At 45.7% G+C, this 17,891-nt stretch carries 16 protein-coding genes; 15 read left to right on the top strand and 1 reads right to left on the bottom strand.

Translation table 11 applies throughout. The features are described 5' to 3' along the window. Positions 1-74 precede the first annotated feature (74 nt). From ED312_RS07135 to ED312_RS07095, 9 genes are all read left to right on the top strand, one after another. Positions 75-2,456, top strand: coding sequence for a heavy metal translocating P-type ATPase (locus tag ED312_RS07135; protein WP_123215318.1), 2,382 nt, complete (start codon positions 75-77; stop codon positions 2,454-2,456). Positions 2,457-2,524: 68 nt separating this feature from the next. Continuing rightward, on the top strand, positions 2,525-2,713 hold the full coding sequence (gene ccoS / locus ED312_RS07130; protein WP_123215352.1) for a cbb3-type cytochrome oxidase assembly protein CcoS: 189 nt from the start codon (positions 2,525-2,527) through the stop codon (positions 2,711-2,713). Positions 2,714-2,715: 2 nt separating this feature from the next. Beyond that, the gene (gene ccoN, locus ED312_RS07125) at positions 2,716-4,917 is read left to right on the top strand and encodes a cytochrome-c oxidase, cbb3-type subunit I (protein WP_123215317.1); all 2,202 of its coding nucleotides are present in this window, start codon (positions 2,716-2,718) and stop codon (positions 4,915-4,917) included. Positions 4,918-4,919: 2 nt separating this feature from the next. Further along, positions 4,920-5,105, top strand: coding sequence for a CcoQ/FixQ family Cbb3-type cytochrome c oxidase assembly chaperone (locus tag ED312_RS07120; RefSeq protein ID WP_123215316.1), 186 nt, complete (start codon positions 4,920-4,922; stop codon positions 5,103-5,105). After that, positions 5,102-5,962 (top strand): cbb3-type cytochrome c oxidase N-terminal domain-containing protein, encoded by an 861-nt coding sequence (locus tag ED312_RS07115; protein ID WP_123215315.1) that lies wholly within the window; start codon positions 5,102-5,104, stop codon positions 5,960-5,962. Before ED312_RS07120 ends, ED312_RS07115 begins: the two co-directional genes overlap by 4 nt. A 113-nt stretch (positions 5,963-6,075) precedes the next feature. Then, positions 6,076-7,494 (top strand): cytochrome c oxidase accessory protein CcoG, encoded by a 1,419-nt coding sequence (ccoG, locus tag ED312_RS07110; RefSeq protein WP_123215314.1) that lies wholly within the window; start codon positions 6,076-6,078, stop codon positions 7,492-7,494. A 242-nt stretch (positions 7,495-7,736) separates the two neighbouring features. After that, complete coding sequence (locus ED312_RS07105; protein WP_240643049.1) at positions 7,737-8,192, top strand: FixH family protein; 456 nt, start codon at positions 7,737-7,739, stop codon at positions 8,190-8,192. A 41-nt stretch (positions 8,193-8,233) separates the two neighbouring features. After that, positions 8,234-8,935 (top strand): sulfite exporter TauE/SafE family protein, encoded by a 702-nt coding sequence (locus ED312_RS07100; protein ID WP_123215313.1) that lies wholly within the window; start codon positions 8,234-8,236, stop codon positions 8,933-8,935. 150 nt (positions 8,936-9,085) lie between these two features. Beyond that, positions 9,086-9,487 (top strand): group III truncated hemoglobin, encoded by a 402-nt coding sequence (locus ED312_RS07095; protein ID WP_317125667.1) that lies wholly within the window; start codon positions 9,086-9,088, stop codon positions 9,485-9,487. A gap of 49 nt (positions 9,488-9,536) precedes the next feature. Here the strand turns inward: ED312_RS07095 and hemN are convergent, their stop codons facing one another. Next, a complete protein-coding gene (gene hemN, locus ED312_RS07090; RefSeq protein WP_123215311.1) occupies positions 9,537-10,901 on the bottom strand; it encodes an oxygen-independent coproporphyrinogen III oxidase in 1,365 nt (454 codons plus the stop codon). 236 nt (positions 10,902-11,137) lie between these two features. Between hemN and ED312_RS07085 the strand changes: the two genes are divergently transcribed. The 6 genes from ED312_RS07085 (at position 11,138) to ED312_RS07055 (ending at position 17,789) form a co-directional block, all read left to right on the top strand. Beyond that, on the top strand, positions 11,138-11,479 hold the full coding sequence (locus tag ED312_RS07085; protein WP_123215350.1) for a YciI family protein: 342 nt from the start codon (positions 11,138-11,140) through the stop codon (positions 11,477-11,479). Positions 11,480-11,484: 5 nt separating this feature from the next. After that, positions 11,485-12,720 (top strand): RNA polymerase sigma factor, encoded by a 1,236-nt coding sequence (locus ED312_RS07080; RefSeq protein ID WP_123215349.1) that lies wholly within the window; start codon positions 11,485-11,487, stop codon positions 12,718-12,720. Positions 12,721-13,256: 536 nt separating this feature from the next. Then, positions 13,257-14,648, top strand: coding sequence for a M16 family metallopeptidase (locus tag ED312_RS07075; protein ID WP_123215310.1), 1,392 nt, complete (start codon positions 13,257-13,259; stop codon positions 14,646-14,648). Then, on the top strand, positions 14,645-16,033 hold the full coding sequence (locus ED312_RS07070) for a M16 family metallopeptidase (RefSeq protein WP_123215309.1): 1,389 nt from the start codon (positions 14,645-14,647) through the stop codon (positions 16,031-16,033). The genes ED312_RS07075 and ED312_RS07070 overlap by 4 nt, the downstream gene beginning before the upstream one ends. 235 nt (positions 16,034-16,268) lie before the next feature. After that, positions 16,269-17,129 (top strand): helix-turn-helix domain-containing protein, encoded by an 861-nt coding sequence (locus ED312_RS07060; RefSeq protein WP_123215307.1) that lies wholly within the window; start codon positions 16,269-16,271, stop codon positions 17,127-17,129. Positions 17,130-17,186: 57 nt separating this feature from the next. Then, a complete protein-coding gene (locus tag ED312_RS07055) occupies positions 17,187-17,789 on the top strand; it encodes a Crp/Fnr family transcriptional regulator (protein ID WP_123215306.1) in 603 nt (200 codons plus the stop codon). The last annotated feature ends 102 nt before the right edge of the window (positions 17,790-17,891 follow it).

Raw genomic sequence — 17,891 nt, 5'->3', positions numbered from 1 at the left:
ACGAAATATCAACTGATAAATGTCATGTCATTTCTGGTTATAGATCATCACTTTTGCTGTAAAATCACTGGGACATGGAAGATAACGGAAAAGCCTGTTTTCATTGCGGTACCTCCTGTAAAGGAACAGATATTGTATATGATAACAAGAATTTTTGTTGTACCGGGTGCAAAACGGTTTACAGTATACTTGCCGGGAATGGTCTGGAGAATTACTATGATATGGAAGCAGCTCCCGGTATGCGCCCCGGGGAGTACCATTCGAAATACGATTTCCTGGACAACCGGGATATTTCCGGAAAACTCCTGGAGTTTCACGATGGACCTGTACATGTTGCCCGTCTTTATATTCCCGGAATTCATTGCAGTTCCTGTATCTGGATACTGGAAAACCTGAAAAAACTGCACAAGGGCATAAGGGAATCTCAGGTAGATTTTCCGAAAAAGAGTATTCGTGTCACTTATGACAGTGATACGGTTTCCCTGAAGGAAATTGTACTGTTACTGGTTTCCATAGGATATGAGCCCAATATAAACCTGCAAAACCTGGAATCCGTACCGGAGCCGGAAAACAGCTCATTACTGTACAAATTAGGGATTGCCGGTTTTGCCTTCGGCAATGTAATGTTGCTGTCTTTCCCGGAATATTTTGAAGTGGAAGAATTCTGGCTGGAACAGTATAAGCCATTTTTTCGCTGGCTGATGTTTGCCTTGTCCCTTCCTGCGGTTTTCTATGCTGCGGGAGATTATTTTATATCTTCTTATAAAAGTATCCGCTCCGGTTTACTCAACATAGACGTTCCTATAGCTCTCGGCATAGCCGTGATGTTCTTCCGCAGCCTGGCGGATATAACCTTCGGTTACGGCCCGGGATTTTTTGACAGCCTTACGGGCCTGATCTTTTTTATGACCATAGGGAGATACCTGCAGCAAAGAACTTATGACTTTCTTTCTTTTGAACGTGATTACAAATCCTATTTCCCCGTAGCCGTGACCAGGGTATCCGGAGAAAGGGAGGAAGCCGTACAGGTGAATGAGATCGTAAAGGGAGACCGCTTTCTGGTGCGGAACGAAGAACTCATTCCGGTTGACGGTAAACTTTTAAAAGGCAATGCCCTTATCGATTACAGTTTTGTAACCGGAGAGGCGGAACCGGTGGAAAAACAACAGGGAGAGAAATTATTTGCCGGGGGACGGCAGTTATCGGGTTTACTGGAAATAGAGGCTCTGGGCTCCGTCTCCCAAAGCTATCTTACCCGATTGTGGTCCGACAGCGCTTTCGGGGAGAAGAAGGAAGACCGGTACAGTACCCTGACCAACACGGTGAGCCGCTATTTTACGCCTATAGTCCTCGGGATAGCTTTTTTATCACTTGCATATTGGTTATACCGGGGATATACGGATGTTGCATTCAATGCCTTTACCGCAGTACTTATCATAGCCTGTCCCTGTGCGCTGGCCCTGTCCGCACCTTTTGCTCTGGGAAACCTGGTGCGGATTTTCGGCAGAAAAAAATTCTACCTGAAAAATGCTTCTGTAATAGAAAGACTGGCAAAGACAGATACCATTATCTTCGACAAGACCGGAACCATTACCACGGGGAATTCCGCAGCCATTACCTACGAAGGGGATATTCTTAATCCGGAAGAAGAAGATATGCTTAAAAGTACCCTCAGGAACTCTTCCCATCCGTTGAGCAGGCAGTTATACACTATTCTGCATAGCAATGGCATCCTTACGCCCGATATTTTTCAGGAATACCAGGGAGAAGGAATAGAGGCCACATATACGGAGAAACAGATACGTATAGGATCTGCCGGGTTTACAGGAAATAAAAGTCCGGATGTCCCGAGAAAAACAAGTGTCCATATCAGTACTGACAACCATTATCGAGGCAGGTTTACTTTTGGTAATGCCTACAGGGAAGGCATGTTGTTTTTATTTGAAAAGTTATCCCGGACCTACCACCTTGCCATTCTGAGCGGTGACAACGAAAGCGAACGGCCTTACCTGGAACAACTGCTTCCACCGGGAATACAGATGCTTTTTAACCGCAAACCGAAAGACAAACTGAACTATGTTCGGCAATGCCGGGACAGGGGAGCCAGGGTAATGATGGTAGGAGATGGTCTCAACGATGCCGGGGCCCTGCAGCAAAGTGATGTGGGTGTTGTCATTGCCGAAGATACCAATGCTTTTTCGCCCGCATGCGATGCCATACTCGATGCTTCCCGCTTCCGGGACATTCCGCAGTTCATAGATATTTCGAGAAAGGGGATAAGGGTACTTAAAATCAGTTTCGTACTCTCTTTCCTCTACAATATAGCCGGGCTGTCCTTTGCGGTTTCCGGACGATTATCGCCGGTAATAGCCGCTATCCTCATGCCCCTGAGCTCTGTTACCATCGTAGTCTTCGTAACCGTGCTCACCAATTTTATCAGCAGAAATTTAAAATGACGCAATATGACTTTTATCATATTTTGCCCGCTGGCGGGAAAGTAATTTTGACAGCAAAAGAAACCGGAATGAGTGTCATATATATTCTTATAACAGTGAGTATCGCAGTAGCGGTTATTTTCCTTACGGCTTTTATAACCGCGGTAAAAAAAGGGCAGTACCACGATAGTTATACGCCCTCGATACGTATGCTTTTCGAAGACGAACTGGTAGAGGAAAAAGAACCCTGCAAAACAACAGATAATAAACAATCATAACTATGGAAATAGAGCAATTTTATTACGATAACAAAATTGTACGGAAGTTTTTACTGGCCACTATGTTCTGGGGCATTATCGGGATGGCAGTGGGGCTGTTACTTGCATTTTTGTTTTTATTCCCCGGCCTTACCGAAGGTATTTCCTGGCTTAGTTTCGGGCGTTTGAGGCCATTGCATACCAATGCCGTTATTTTTGCATTCGTCGGGAATGCCATTTTTGCGGGGGTATATTACTCCCTCCAGCGACTACTCAAGGCCCGGATGTACAGCGACTTTTTGAGTAATTTTAATTTTTGGGGATGGCAGCTTATTATTGTTTCCGCTGCAATAACCCTTCCCCTGGGGTATACCACTTCCAAGGAATATGCCGAACTGGAATGGCCTATAGATATTGCCATAGCACTGGTCTGGGTAGCTTTCGGGGTAAACATGATAGGTACTATTCTCAAGCGAAGGCAAAGACACCTGTATGTAGCCATATGGTTTTACCTGGCAACCTTTGTTACCGTGGCTGTGTTGCATATATTCAACAGCCTTGAAATTCCGGTCAGCGCACTGAAAAGCTACTCGGTTTACGCCGGAGTTCAGGATGCCCTGGTACAATGGTGGTACGGACATAATGCAGTTGCTTTTTTTCTTACGACTCCTTTCCTGGGATTGATGTATTATTTTGTTCCCAAGGCAGCCAACAGGCCGGTATATTCCTATAAGCTCTCCATCGTTCACTTCTGGTCACTGATATTTATCTATATCTGGGCGGGCCCGCACCATTTGTTGTATTCCGCTTTGCCCGACTGGGCGCAAAACCTGGGTGTTGTATTTTCCATTATGCTTATAGCGCCTTCCTGGGGAGGAATGATAAACGGATTGCTGACACTGCGCGGGGCATGGGATAAAGTACGTACGGATCCCGTGCTGAAATTTATGGTGGTTGCCATTACCGGGTATGGGATGGCCACTTTTGAGGGGCCTATGCTCTCCCTGAAAAATGTCAATGCCATAGCGCATTTTACAGACTGGGTCATCGCTCACGTGCATGTAGGCGCACTGGCGTGGAATGGTTTCCTCACGTTCGGTATGATCTATTGGCTGGTGCCGAGGATGTTCAGAACAAAGCTCTATTCCAATACACTGGCAAACTTCCATTTCTGGATAGGTACCCTGGGGATCGTTCTCTATACCCTGCCGATGTATGTAGCCGGCTTTCTCCAGGCTTCTATGTGGAAACAATTCAATCCTGACGGAACACTGATCTACGGCAATTTCCTGGAAACTGTTACACAGATCATACCCATGTACTGGATGCGTGCCATTGGAGGCTCCCTTTATATAGTTGGTGCTCTGGTTGGTGTTTATAACGTTTGGGTGACTATCCGCAAAGGAAATAAAGTAAATGACGAACTGGCGGAAGCGCCTGCATTGCAACGCGTATCCAAAGGCAAGGTTAGGGGAGAAGGTTTTCATACCTGGCTTGAACGTCGCCCCGTACAGCTTACCATACTGGCTACCATAGCAATTCTTATTGGTGGGATTGTGGAAATCGTGCCTACACTGATGGTAAAATCCAATATCCCTACCATAAGCAGTGTTAAACCATACACTCCCCTTGAACTCGAAGGGAGGGACATATATATCCGGGAAGGTTGTGTGAGTTGTCATTCGCAGATGATCCGGCCGTTCCGCAGTGAAGTGGAACGTTACGGAGAGTATTCCAGGTCGGGGGAATACGTATATGACCACCCGTTCCTCTGGGGAAGTAAACGTACCGGTCCGGACCTGTTCCGGGTTGGCGGAAAATATTCCGACAACTGGCACTTTAACCACATGTGGGACCCGCAGAGCACATCTTCCGGCTCCATTATGCCCAGCTATAAATGGCTGGTTAAGAACAAGCACGACAGAAGCAATACGGAAAGCAAAATGAAAGCCATGGTGTCTCTGGGTGTACCTTATACCGATGAAGACATAGCAAAGGCACAGGAAGATATGAAAACACAGGCGAAGACCATTGAAGCGAATCTGCATAACGACCCGGACTTCGTAAGATCGTATGAAGAGGACAGGCAAATAGCGGAAGAACGCGGAGAAGCATTTACTGAAATGAAAGACCGTGAGATCATTGCCCTGATAGCTTACCTGCAAAGATTGGGAACAGATATCAAAATAAAAGAAACCAACAGTATTACTGATAAAAAACCATAATCATGCTCAAATTCGTTAAAGATCATCTGGCCGGTATTGATGGGGTGGAGATATATCCTGTCATCTCCCTGTCCATTTTCTTCCTGTTCTTCCTGGCCTTGTTCTGGTGGGTATTTACCGCGAAGAAAGATTATATAGAATCCGTAAAACAGATTCCCCTGGAATCCCGAGAAAACCAAGAATCATGAGGTCATTTTCATCTTATCTGCGCATTATTGTCATAGTAGCCCTTGTCTTCGGTGCTGCGGAATATTTTATCGATTCCGGGGACAAGCCCGCGTTTATAGAACACCCCGAGGTGCTTTTATTCCTGTTGGTTTTCACCATTATTCTTGTCGCTGTTGAAGCTGTTCTGTCAGCTTTGCGAAGGCTTACGCAAATACTGATGACCGAAGAGCAGCGGGAAACCGAAAAGGCCCGGGAAGTATGGTACCGGGTATGGATGCGAAAGCTCACCGGGTCCAAACCGATGGAAGAGGAAGGGGAAATTCTTCTGGACCATAATTACGATGGCATCCGGGAGCTGGACAATTCCCTGCCACCCTGGTGGATATACGGTTTTTATCTGACTATAGTGTTTGCTGTGGTTTATATCATCCGTTTTGAAATGTTCGGAGGGCCCGGCCAGGAAGAAGAATACCGGGCAGAAGTAGCCAGGGCCGAGGAAGCAATAGCTAAATACAGGGAAACCGCAAAAGACCTGGTCGATGCCAATACGGTAACCCTGCTGACGGAGACGAAGGACCTGGAAGGCGGAAAAAACATATTTCAGACCAACTGTGTGGCCTGCCACATGGCCGATGGCGGTGGCGGGATAGGCCCTAACCTTACCGATCCGTACTGGATACTGGGGGGAGGTATTAAAAACGTGTTTCACACTATTTCAGAAGGAGGGCGTTCGGGCAAAGGGATGATCGCCTGGAAACAGTCCCTGAGCCCACGGGAAATACAGGAAGTAGCCAGTTATGTCTTGTCTTTGCAGGGGACTAGCCCTGTAAATCCTAAAGAACCGGAGGGAGACATCCCGGAAGAAAAAGAAGAATAAGATCGGGGCTGCCCGGAGGTTTTGTTAGTTAAGGCGTATTTACAGGTTACGCCGGTAGTTATCCTGAATTGCTATTTGTTATTCCGGGCAGCCTATTTTTAGAAAGATAAAAAATGATACAAGAGAACGAGAATTTCCGGGATTCCATAGGTACGGTAAATGCTGAAGGAAAGAGGGCCTGGGTTTTTCCTAAAAAACCTTCGGGAAAGTATTATACCCGCAGGACCCTGGTGAGCTATATCCTGCTTATATTCCTGTTCCTGGCCCCCTTTATAAAAGTAAACGGCAATCAATTTCTGCTGTTCAATATATTGGAAAGGCGGTTTCATATTTTCGGTTTCCCTTTCTGGCCGCAGGATTTCTATCTCTTTGTCCTTTCCATGATTGTCGGTGTCGTTTTCCTGGCACTTTTTACCGTGGCTTTCGGGAGGATATTCTGTGGGTGGATATGCCCGCAGACCATTTTTATGGAAATGGTGTTCCGCAGGATCGAATACTGGATAGAAGGAGACCGCGGCGCACAGATGCGACTGGACAAACAGGTCTGGAACGGGGAAAAAATACGGAAACGGCTTCTGAAATGGAGTATATTCCTGCTCGTTTCCTTTCTCATTGCCAATATATTCCTCGCTTACCTCATAGGAGGCGATGTGTTGCTGGAATATATAAAAGAAGGGCCTGCTTCCCACCCGGGGACATTTATACCTCTCCTGGTCTTTACGGGGGTGTTCTATTTTGTGTTTGCCTGGTTCCGGGAACAGGTATGTATCATTGCCTGTCCGTACGGCAGGTTACAGGGCGTATTGCTCGACGAAAAATCGATTGTGGTAGCTTACGACTATACAAGAGGAGAAGGGGAAAACGGCCGGAAAAAGTTCCGGAAGAATGAGGACAGGAAAACAACGGGATACGGAGATTGTATAGATTGCCTGCAATGTGTACAGGTATGTCCTACGGGAATAGATATCCGCAACGGTACGCAACTGGAATGTGTGAACTGTACCGCCTGTATAGATGCCTGCGACCATATTATGGAAAAGGTAGGCTTTCCAACAGGGCTTATCCGGTATACGAACGAGGAAAATATTCGTACCAAAGCACCTTTCCGGGTTACATTGAGAATGAAAGGTTATGCCGCCGTATTGTTCATACTGGTAGGGATACTCACGGGACTGTTACTTATGAGAAACGAGGTGGAAACTACGCTTCTCCGTCTTCCGGGGCAGTTGTACCACAGGGAAGAAGGAAATATTATTAGCAATGTATACACCTACAAGGCTGTAAATAAAACGACCAGTACGCTGGACAGCATAAGTTTCCGGTTGCTTTCCGGCGGTGGAGAAGTAAAACCGGTCTCCGGCGAGTACTTTACGATCCCGAAACAGGGATTTGCCGAAGGAACCTTGTTTATCAGGGTCCCGTTATCCCGGCTGGACGGAGAAAAAACAAAACTGAAACTCGGACTGTTCCGCAACGGGGAACAGATAGAAACAACTAAAGTAAGTTTCCAGGGTCCCGCACATTACCGGTAGTACGAGAGGTATGAAATATAGTAGTTGGTTTATTTAGTAGTCCGGCCGTCATCCCCGATATCCGGATAGGTTTATGGTCTGAATATTTTAATCTGTTTGGACGGGATGGCGGCTTTTTTACACAACCAGTTTTGATGGATGACAAAACCGGGTCTCCTCTAAGATAATGTCAATGCGTTCATTTTATTGAAAAACAAGTTTTACGGGTACTTAAATAACCGGCACTATAGAAACAGAAAGCCATGAAAAAAATAAAAACAAACTGGGGAACAGCTGTAGTTCTGGCCTTTATAGGGTTTATAACCTTCATTATGTCGTTCGTAATTCGGATGAATACGGAGAAGAAATACGATCACCAGCTGGTGACCGAAGCATATTATGCCAGGGAATTGTCTTTCCAGCAGGATATGGACAGGGAACAACGGACACATGCGGAAGGAATGGAACCCCGGGTGGAACAAAAGGCAGCAGGAATTTATATTTATTTTCCGGAACAGGCCGATATGCAAAAAATTACCGGAAAGGTATCCTTCTACCGGCCCTCTGACCGGGCAGAAGATTTTGAAGTGCCGATAACGCTTACGGAAACTTTTTTACTGGTCCCGGCCCCGCAGTTGCTTCCGGGGCGATGGAACCTGGAAATCGACTGGCAGTACGGTGATGACCGGTTTCTCACACATAAGAAAATCATGTATTGATTTGCTGTGTTTGAAGGAGGAATAACACAAACATATATAAAATGCTTATATCTGCAATCATATTGGGAATAGCCGGGGGCTTTCACTGCGTTGGTATGTGTGGTCCCGTTGCATTGATGTTGCCGGTAGACCGGAATAACGGGAAGAAAAAGGCCCTGCAACTGGCGAGCTACCATTTGGGACGGATTGTCACCTATACGCTTATCGGGTTGTTATTCGGAACGCTGGGGCTGGGTTTCCGCCTGTTCGGGGTACAGCAGCAGTTATCAGTAATTACAGGGGTTGTCATGATAGCCATTGTATTATTGCCCGGGCTTAAGATACCGTCCGGTGTGTTGCCCGCATGGTATTTCCGCGGTATTGCAATGGTAAAGAACCGTCTCGGGGCTGCTATGAAAAGAAAGTCCCCGGGCACTTTCTTTGCTGCCGGATTTCTAAACGGGTTATTGCCTTGCGGAATGGTGTATATGGCTGTACTGGCGGCGATGACTGCGGATGAGGTATGGAAAAGCGGTTTGTTTATGGCCTTTTTCGGAACGGGGACCATACCCCTGATGACGGTATTTGTATATCTTGGTAACGTACTCAAACAAAAGGCACGGCAGAAACTGCAAAAACTGGTCCCGGTTTTTGTCATAGGTATGGGATGCCTCTTTATACTGAGAGGACTTGGCCTCAACATTCCGTATATATCTCCCGGCCCTGTAGTTGACGAAGCAACATACCATGTACAATGTCATTGATATTGGGGCGGTATATGCATTTGCCTTATTTTTGTCATGAGTTTTCATGTATTTCAACGGAGTACATGAATGTATAATTATAATCACTTTACCGTCAGTTGTGTCTCCGGGCAAACAGGTTTTAGGACTGATCCGTAACAATCACAGATAATGAAAGATATTCAGAACAGGAATGATATCTCCAGGCTCGTTTCTTCCTTTTACGAAGAAGTGAGGGAAAATGAGGAAATAGGCCCGTTTTTCAACCGGGTGATCACCGATTGGGAGGCACATATGGAAAAGCTCACGGATTTCTGGGAATCCAACCTTTTTCACAAAGCCGTATATAAAGGAAACCCGCGTATAGCCCATATTCATATGGATGCTGATACGGATCATACCGTGGAAATAAAACACTTCGGAGAATGGATGCGGTTATGGATCAAAACCATAGATCAGATGTTTCAGGGCGAACTGGCTGAACGGGCCAAGAACAATGCCAGGAAAATGTCCACGCATTTGTACCTCGGGATCTATATGAACAGAAAACCGGGCATTGCCGGGAACCCTTAAAGGAATTTCCGGCTAAAAATAAGTGTAAAGTATGTTAAGTAGGTCCGGATTACACCGTGGAACTGAATAACCGGGTTTCCGGTTTTTTTCGCTGCAATCTCAAATCGAAGGCCATACAGATATTGCGTACGAAAGGTTTTCCTGCCGGGGTGACCCTTATTTCATTGTCCCGGATTTCCACAAGACCGTCCTGCCGGGGTTCTTTCAGCATATGAAGTACCTCGGGAATACCTGTAAACCACATATCCGGATTTTTCCAGGAAGTATAAAAACCGCACATAAGATTGAGTATGTGCCGGCGGATGATGAGGTCCTCATCGTTCAGAATATGGCCTTTGTGAATGGGAAGTATATTATTGTTTACGAGAGCATGGTATTCTTCTGTACTTTTTACATTCTGTGCAAAGCCGTACCAGCTATCGCTTATGGCGGAAACCCCAAGTCCTATGAGCAGGGGAGTGTTTGATGTGGTATAGCCCATAAAATTCCGGTGGAGCGTTCCGTTTTCCGAAGCCCGGAAAAGCGGATCGGAGGCCAGGGCGAAATGATCCATCCCTATTTCGGTATACCCGGCTTTGTGCAACAATTTTTTTCCGGTTTCATACAATAGCCGTTTTTCCTTTCCCGAGGGAAGGTCCTCTTCGCGGAACCCCCGTTGCCCGTTGCCGCTTATCCAGGGCACATGGGCATAACTGTAGAGCGCTATTCTGTCGGGTTTCAGGGCCGTGGTGTATTGCATGGTATTTTCCACATCTTCAGCTGTCTGAAAAGGCAGCCCGAAGACCAGGTCGTGCGATACCGACGTAAAACCTGTTATCCAGGCAGCATCGGTAACCTCACGTACCTTCTCAAAGGGTTGCACCCGGTGGATGGCCCGCTGCACATGAGGGGCATAATCCTGTATACCGAAACTGACCCTGCGGAAACCGAGGCCATACAATGTTTTCAGGTGATCTTCCGTAGTGTTGTTGGGATGGCCTTCGAACCCGAATTCGTAGTTTACGGCCCTTTCCGCATATTTTAAAATACCGTCTATGAGCATTTTGAGATGTTCCGGCGCAAAAAAAGTAGGGGTGCCTCCACCCAAATGGATTTCCTTTATCCTGGGTACATGGCTCAGCATTTCCACATACAATTTCCATTCTTTCAAAACGGATTCGATATAGGGGATTTCCACTTCATGCCTTTTGGTGATACGCTTGTGACAGGCACAAAAGGTACAAAGGCTTTCACAGAACGGCAGGTGAATATAAAGACTTATTTCCCGGGAAAAATCTCCCCCGGAAAAAGCGCTTCTCACCGAAGATATCCAGTGCCGGCTGGAAAAACTGTCCGGGTCCCAGTAAGGTACCGTAGGGTAACTGGTGTACCTGGGGCCTGCCACGTCATATTTTCGGATCAGGGAATCCTTCATGCTTACTTGTTTTGACAGCAAAACTACAATGAGGAATGTTCTCCGGAGATGATATTTGTCATATACGGTTCGGGGAGGTTTGCTATATTAAACAGGTCATCTGCTGTGTTGGCAGGTTTACAGATAAAGTTCGTATTTTAGTTGCACAGTGCCCGATCCGTAAAAAAAGCAAGATTTTCTGTCCCCCTTTTTCGGTCTCGTTCGTCATAGGGATAGAAATATTAAAATTTATAAAGATGAAAGAATTCGTATTAATTTTCAGAAACAGTGCCGATCCGCATACCAACCCTTCTCCGGAACAGATACGGGAAAGGATGAACTGGTTGGGAAGCATAGCGGCACAGAACAAACTTGCGGACAAGGGCAACCGTCTCTCGGCAGACGAAGCAAAGACCGTCAAACCCGATAATGTTGTTACGGACGGCCCTTATACGGAGATCAAGGAATTTATAAGTGGTTTTATGATCGTAAAAACGGGATCTATTGAAGAAGCCGTAGAACTGGCCAAGAGCAATCCCATCCTCAAAGCGGGAGGAAATGTGGAAGTAAGGGCCGTATTACCTACTCCGGGTAAATAATGAAAATGTCGGACAAGAAAACATATAGAGAAGTTTTACCATATCTGTTCCGGCATGAATATGCCAGGATGACGGCAGTATTGTGCCGTCATTTTGGTTTAAAGGATATGGAAACCGCGGAAGATATTGCCAGCGCCACTTTTTTGAAAGCGACGGAAGAATGGAAAATACAAGGCATGCCCGATAATCCGGCCGGGTGGCTGTACACCGTAGCGCGGAACAAAGCCAAAGACCACCTGAGAAGGCGAGCGGTTTTTGAAACAAAGGTCAGTGTTTCTTTAAAAGAGGATTCCCCGGAAGGGCCGGGGGAGATAGATTTTTCCGAAGAGGTTATTGCCGATAGCCAGCTGGCCATGATATTTTGGGTGTGCGATCCGGTAAATGCGCCGGAAAACCAGATATGCCTGGCTCTTCAGGTATTGTGCGGATTCAGCATAAAGGAAATTGCCCATGCTTTTCTCTCTGCGAAAGAAACGATAAAAAAACGCTTGTTCCGGGCCAAAGCCAATCTTCGCAAAAACAATGTCCATATCGACCGGCTACCGGAGCCGGTTGTGCTTTCCCGGATGGATTCCGTATTACGGACACTCTATCTCCTGTTTAACGAAGGGTATTTTTCCAGGTCGGGGAACCATTTGATACGAAAAGATTTTTGTTCCGAAGCGATACGGCTGGCCCTGGTACTTGTCGGGGACCGGAGGACCAATACGCCTCAGGTGAATGCACTTCTGGCCCTGATGTGCTTTCAGAGCTCCCGGCTGGATGCGAGAACGGATAATACGGGAGAAACCGTATTGTTTGAAGAACAGGATAAAAAGGAATGGGATAAAGACTTGATACAGAGGGGGAATTATTACCTGGTAGAGGCCTGCTCCGGCAACGCGGCTTCCAAATATCACCTGGAAGCAGGGATTGCTTACTGGCATACCACCCCAACCGATAAGGACAAATGGCAGCATATATTACAACTGTACAACCGGCTCATTCTCATAGAATATTCCCCCGCTACCGCATTAAACCGTGCCTTTGCTTATGCCCGCGTTTACGGTAATGAAGAGGGGATAAGGGAGGTTGAAAAACTCCGGCAGGAAAAAACAGTTTTTTATCACGCTTTGCTCGGATATTTATATACCACCGTAAACAAAGCTGAAGCTTTAAAACACTATTCCGAAGCTTTGGCAAAGTGTACTTCCGGAGCCGAAAAAAGAAATCTGAAGAAAAAAATAGCCGGACTCCGTTAAATTTCTTTTGTAGCTGGCAAAGGTTCCGGTTATGGGTATGCAGAAAGTACCGAACCACTCCGTACCTAAAGACAGGATGGTCTTGATAAACAATGACGTTGTATTTCATTTTTTTGATTATCACATGTTTGAATTGATTAAATATTATGCCATCGACTCATAAACCTATTGCCCTGTATAAGATTATAATTTAAATCGCAACGTTCCGGCTCTTGGACCCGTGCCAACAAACAATTCCATCAGGGTTGTAACATTTCTTCCTTTTTTTCGTCTATTTATTGTGACACTCAATATACTAGTGTCTGTCTTTTTTGTATTTTAGATGTCACACACTACGTTGGGTATGTGGCAAAAGTGCGGTTTGATAACTCCCGGATACATTCCCCTGTTTCACGGGAGCAAATCGGGGATAACCAGATACCCGGGTTGAAGGAAGCTGCCTTCGGGGCAGGGAAACCGGTTTTCGGGGCAGATGGCTCCACAACAAATTTTGTCATGTACTGAACACGCCAAGTTAAACTTTAACATTATTCTTCATGAAGCTAAACATTACGTTTTTAATGATGTGCATGTTTTTCATTTCCTGTAAAAACAGCACAGAAACTAACCGGGAGGAGACGGTCGGGACCTATCAGGTGCCGGTCGAATATTACAAGCTGGACAATGGCCTTAAAGTGATTCTTTCACAGGACAAGACTTCGCCGACGGCCATTGTTGCGGTGTACTACAACATCGGGTTCCGGATAGAACCGAAAGACAGGACCGGCTTTGCCCACTTATTCGAACATATGATGTTCCAGGGATCCGAAAATCTCGGAAAAATGGAATTCATTAATCTGGTACAGAAAAACGGGGGCGTGCTTAATGGGTCCACCAGGTTTGATTTTACCAATTATTTTGAAATTGTACCGTCCAATAAGCTCGAAACCATGTTATGGGCCGAAGCGGACAGGATGAAAGGACTGGATATAACCCAGGAGAACCTGACCAATCAGCAGGGAGTCGTTAAAAATGAAGTTAAGGTAAATGTACTTAACCAGCCATACGGCGGGTTTCCCTGGCTCGATATGCCGCAGTATGCCAATGAGAATTGGTACAATGCACATAATTTTTACGGCGACCTCGAAGACCTGGATGCTGCAAACCTGCAGGATGTAGAAGATTTCTTCAAAACATATTACGCTCCCAATAATGCGGCACTGGCCGTAGTGGGAGATTTTGATACGGAAGAGACCAGGGCCTGGATAGAAAAATATTTCGGAAGCATACCGTCTGCCGAGATCCCTGCGCAGCCCGATATTACGGAACCGGTGCAGGAAGCGGAAAAACGTTTTGTGAAAGACGATTCTCTTGCCAATAAGCCCGCCATAGCCGTAGCATATAAAATGCCCGAAAGAAATACACCGGAATATTTTGCCATGGGCTTGCTGGACCAGATACTGGCTCAGGGAGATAATGCGCTGCTCAGGCAAAAATTGGTTAATGAAAAAGGATATACCTCCGGGATAAGCGGTGGTATAAACTACCTGGGAAACATGTTTAACTACAAAGGCCCTATGCTCTGGATGTTCGATTTTACCTATGATAACGGTACTACCGAAGACGAGGTGATCGGTGCCGTAGATCAGGTAATGGACAGCCTTAAAGGGAATGTAACCCAAAAAACACTGGATGGGGCCATAGTAAAAATGAGATCCGGCCTTTACGATGAACTGGGCGGGACTTTCGGCATGGGAAGGGCCGATCTGTTGTGCAGCTTTGCCCTTTTTGATGATGATCCGGACAGGATCAATTCTCTTGAGGATGAATTCAAAAGGATAACCCCGGAAATTATCCAGAAGACCATCGACAATTATCTAAGGCCGACCAACAGGACCATTCTGCGGGTTAATCCTTTATTAGCTAACGATAAAAAACAGGCACGATGAGAAAACTTATTCTAAATTCTGTATTAGCTGCTTTTGTACTTACCGCAACTGCCCAGGAAAAGGAACAACCGCCGCAGGGAGGAGAACCTAAAGACTTTAAACTGCCCGAAAAGCAGGAAATTACCCTGGAAAACGGTGCCCGGCTTGTTATGGTGCCCTACGGAGCCATTCCCAAAGCAACCGTAAACATTACCGTAAAAACGGGGAACATACACGAGAAGGAAAACGAAGTATGGCTGAGCGACCTCGTGGGTGACCTGATGGAAGAGGGGAGCATCACTAAAGATGCCAGGGCAATTTCGGACACTATGGCCTCTATGGGGGGTAACCTGAACATTTCCGTGTCCAGTCATGCTACGACACTGAATACCAATGTGCTTTCCGAATTTACTCCCAAAGCCATAACCACTATGGCGGATGTGCTGATGCATCCGAAATGGCCGGAGTCGGAGCTGGACCGCCTGAAAAACGACATGAAAAGAAATCTCAGTGTGCGGATGTCAAGGCCGCAGGCACAGGTGACGAAGGAATTTTATGCTTCCGTATATCCTGATCACCCTTATGGCAGGGTATATCCTACGGACGAAATGATAGACTCCTATACGACGGAAGATATCAAAAAGTTCTATGCGGATAATTTCGGGGCGAAACGCACGGTGATCTATGTAGTAGGCAAGTTTGACACCGCTGCGGTGGAAAAAGCGGTAAAAGATGCATTTTCGTCATGGACGGAAGGACCGGAAGTTTCTTATCCTGTTGCCAGGGCTGTTACCAAAAACACAGTAAAGATCATAGACAGGCCGGGAGCCCCGCAATCTACCATCATGTACGGGTTACTTGCTGCAGACCCCTCCAACCCGGATTACCTGGCCCTGGATATAACCAATTCCCTGTTAGGAGGCTCTTTCGGGTCCAGGATAACCAGTAATATCCGGGAAGACAAGGGATATACCTATTCTCCTTACAGTAATCTGGATAGCCGGTATAAAACCGGGGTCTGGTATGAAGCTGCCGATGTAACCTCCGAGTTTACTGGGCCTTCCATAGCCGAGATCAAGAAGGAAATAGTGAGGCTTCAGGAAGAAGCCCCTGCGAAAGAAGAACTGGAAGGAATTAAGAATTATGAGTCCGGAATTTTTGTTTTGCGGAACTCCACTCCCGGTGGGATCATCGGGCAATTGAATTTCCTCGATTTGCATGAACTCCCGGAATCCTGGCTAAAGGATAAGGTAAAGAACATTTATGCCATTACCCCCGAACAGGTACAGGAAATGACCAAAAAGTATATAAGGCCGGAAGACATGACCCTTATTGTGGTAGGGGACAAGGAAAAGATCAAAGACCAGGTAGAGGAAACACTGGATAAAAGCAGTCTGAAAGAATAGTTTATACGGGATTTCCGGTATTTGCCGGAAGTTCCTTTTAAGTAATAGTTAAAGAGCGGGGAAAAAATCTCTTCGCTCTTTTTTATTTTTCAGGTTGAGGATGAAGAGAAGAGCATTTTTTCCGATATGTTGAAAGACCTTATCCCATGGTACGATATTTGCGGGAAAAACCTTAATTTTACATGTTACCGCTTTTAACCGGTATACCATTATAAAAATAAACAGGACGCTTCTTATGCCATTGATATGCCGCAATAATAAAACCGCATCGGAATTCCGGTTAATTCTTCGTGAAGGTAATTTCAATCGCAGGTTTTACGGCAGGGACCGGAAAGAACGGTTTCTGACCATCGCATGGAATCGCGGAAAATCACAAACCGTGGTTGTAGACGGTATTGCATATGATTTTCCCGAAAACAGCATCCTGGCCCTGATCATCAATCAGACCTTTGATTTTTCGGACCCGGAGTCTGTGGTGGCATGGCAGTTTAACCGGGAATTTTACTGTATCGTGGACCACGACAGGGAAGTAGGGTGTGTGGGCTTTTTGTTTTATGGTTCTTCTCAACCGATGTTTGTGAATATAGACGAAGTGCAGCAGGATAAACTGAACACCCTGCTGAAGGTATTCCAGGAAGAATTTGAAATGAAAGATATTATACAGGAAGATATGCTTCGTGTCCTGCTCAAACGTCTCATAATTATTGTTACCAGGCTGGCCAAAAAGCAATACCTGGCCGGGGATATGAACGATGAAAAACTGGATATTATCCGCAAATTCAATTTACTGGTGGAAACGTATTATAAGAAGGAACACGGGGTTAAATTCTACGCGGACCAGTTGTGCAGGTCGCCCAAAACCCTCTCTAACCTCTTTGCCATGTACAACAATAAATCTCCCCTCTCCGTGATCCAGTACCGCATTGTGCTAGAAGCAAAACGGCTGCTGATGTATACCGATAAATCCATCAAGGAAATTGCTTACGAACTGGGATATGACGATGCTGCGTATTTCAGCAACTTCTTTAAAAAACAAACTTCTTTTGCCCCTTCCGAATTTAAGAGTGCGGAAGCTTCATCGGTAGTAGGCATATAAAGTGCGGAAGAATGATTATTTTAGGAAAATATAAATATTTTTAATGTGTTGGAATTGATGTCCGATATACCTGAAGAATACCTGCCGTTGATTGCCCATGTGCAAAAACGAGTGTCTTTCTCCGACACAGAGATACGGACTTTTATCGAAGCTTTTCAGGTAAAAAAGATAAAAAAAAGACAATTTATCATTCAACCCGATTTTGTGGCGACACACCGGAACTATGTGGTTAAAGGCGCCCTGAGGGGCTATACGGTGGCCGATGGCGGACAGGAGAATACCATACAGTTTGCCATTGAGGATTGGTGGATCTCGGATTATAACAGTTATATCTACCAAAAACCGGCAACTATGTTTGTCATGGCACTGGAGGATAGCGTATTATTACAAATAGACCACCGGGCCGAAGAACAATTGAAGCAGTCCGGCCAGAAGTTTGAAACTTTTTTCCGGATCATGGGAGAACGTTCTACCGCCTATATGCAACGTCGCATTATTAGAAATCTTACCTTAAATGCAGAAGAACGTTATGAAGAATTTATTAAAAATTATCCGCTTATAGCTCAGAGAGTCCCTCAATATACCCTTGCTTCATATCTGGGCATGACTACCGAATCGCTCTCGAGAATACGAAATAAAAGAGTTCACAAAAAAAGTTGATCTATATCAAGCTTTTGCCATGACCCATATCAACAGTTTTTATTGAGGTACCTCATTTTAATCCTTCCCTTGCTGTAGCACCTTTGTAATGTCAATATTGGC

Source organism: Sinomicrobium pectinilyticum (assembly GCF_003725735.1).
Classification (GTDB): Bacteria; Bacteroidota; Bacteroidia; order Flavobacteriales; family Flavobacteriaceae; genus Sinomicrobium; species Sinomicrobium pectinilyticum.
Note: the sequence above shows the minus strand (reverse complement) of the source record. Positions and strands in the feature narration are given on the sequence as shown.

Bases quoted from the DNA above. Each gene is read 5' to 3' on its own strand.
- ED312_RS07100 (WP_123215313.1), top strand. From the start codon at position 8,234: ATGCTTATATCTGCAATCATATTGGGAATAGCCGGGGGCTTTCACTGC.
- ED312_RS07085 (WP_123215350.1), top strand. From the start codon at position 11,138: ATGAAAGAATTCGTATTAATTTTCAGAAACAGTGCCGATCCGCATACC.
- ED312_RS07105 (WP_240643049.1), top strand. From the start codon at position 7,737: ATGAAAAAAATAAAAACAAACTGGGGAACAGCTGTAGTTCTGGCCTTT.
- ED312_RS07080 (WP_123215349.1), top strand. From the start codon at position 11,485: ATGTCGGACAAGAAAACATATAGAGAAGTTTTACCATATCTGTTCCGG.
- ED312_RS07115 (WP_123215315.1), top strand. From the start codon at position 5,102: ATGAGGTCATTTTCATCTTATCTGCGCATTATTGTCATAGTAGCCCTT.
- ccoS (WP_123215352.1), top strand. From the start codon at position 2,525: ATGAGTGTCATATATATTCTTATAACAGTGAGTATCGCAGTAGCGGTT.
- hemN (WP_123215311.1), bottom strand. From the start codon at position 10,901: ATGAAGGATTCCCTGATCCGAAAATATGACGTGGCAGGCCCCAGGTAC.
- ED312_RS07055 (WP_123215306.1), top strand. From the start codon at position 17,187: ATGTCCGATATACCTGAAGAATACCTGCCGTTGATTGCCCATGTGCAA.
- ED312_RS07075 (WP_123215310.1), top strand. From the start codon at position 13,257: ATGAAGCTAAACATTACGTTTTTAATGATGTGCATGTTTTTCATTTCC.
- ED312_RS07120 (WP_123215316.1), top strand. From the start codon at position 4,920: ATGCTCAAATTCGTTAAAGATCATCTGGCCGGTATTGATGGGGTGGAG.
- ccoG (WP_123215314.1), top strand. From the start codon at position 6,076: ATGATACAAGAGAACGAGAATTTCCGGGATTCCATAGGTACGGTAAAT.
- ED312_RS07095 (WP_317125667.1), top strand. From the start codon at position 9,086: ATGAAAGATATTCAGAACAGGAATGATATCTCCAGGCTCGTTTCTTCC.
- ED312_RS07070 (WP_123215309.1), top strand. From the start codon at position 14,645: ATGAGAAAACTTATTCTAAATTCTGTATTAGCTGCTTTTGTACTTACC.
- ED312_RS07135 (WP_123215318.1), top strand. From the start codon at position 75: ATGGAAGATAACGGAAAAGCCTGTTTTCATTGCGGTACCTCCTGTAAA.
- ED312_RS07060 (WP_123215307.1), top strand. From the start codon at position 16,269: ATGCCATTGATATGCCGCAATAATAAAACCGCATCGGAATTCCGGTTA.
- ccoN (WP_123215317.1), top strand. From the start codon at position 2,716: ATGGAAATAGAGCAATTTTATTACGATAACAAAATTGTACGGAAGTTT.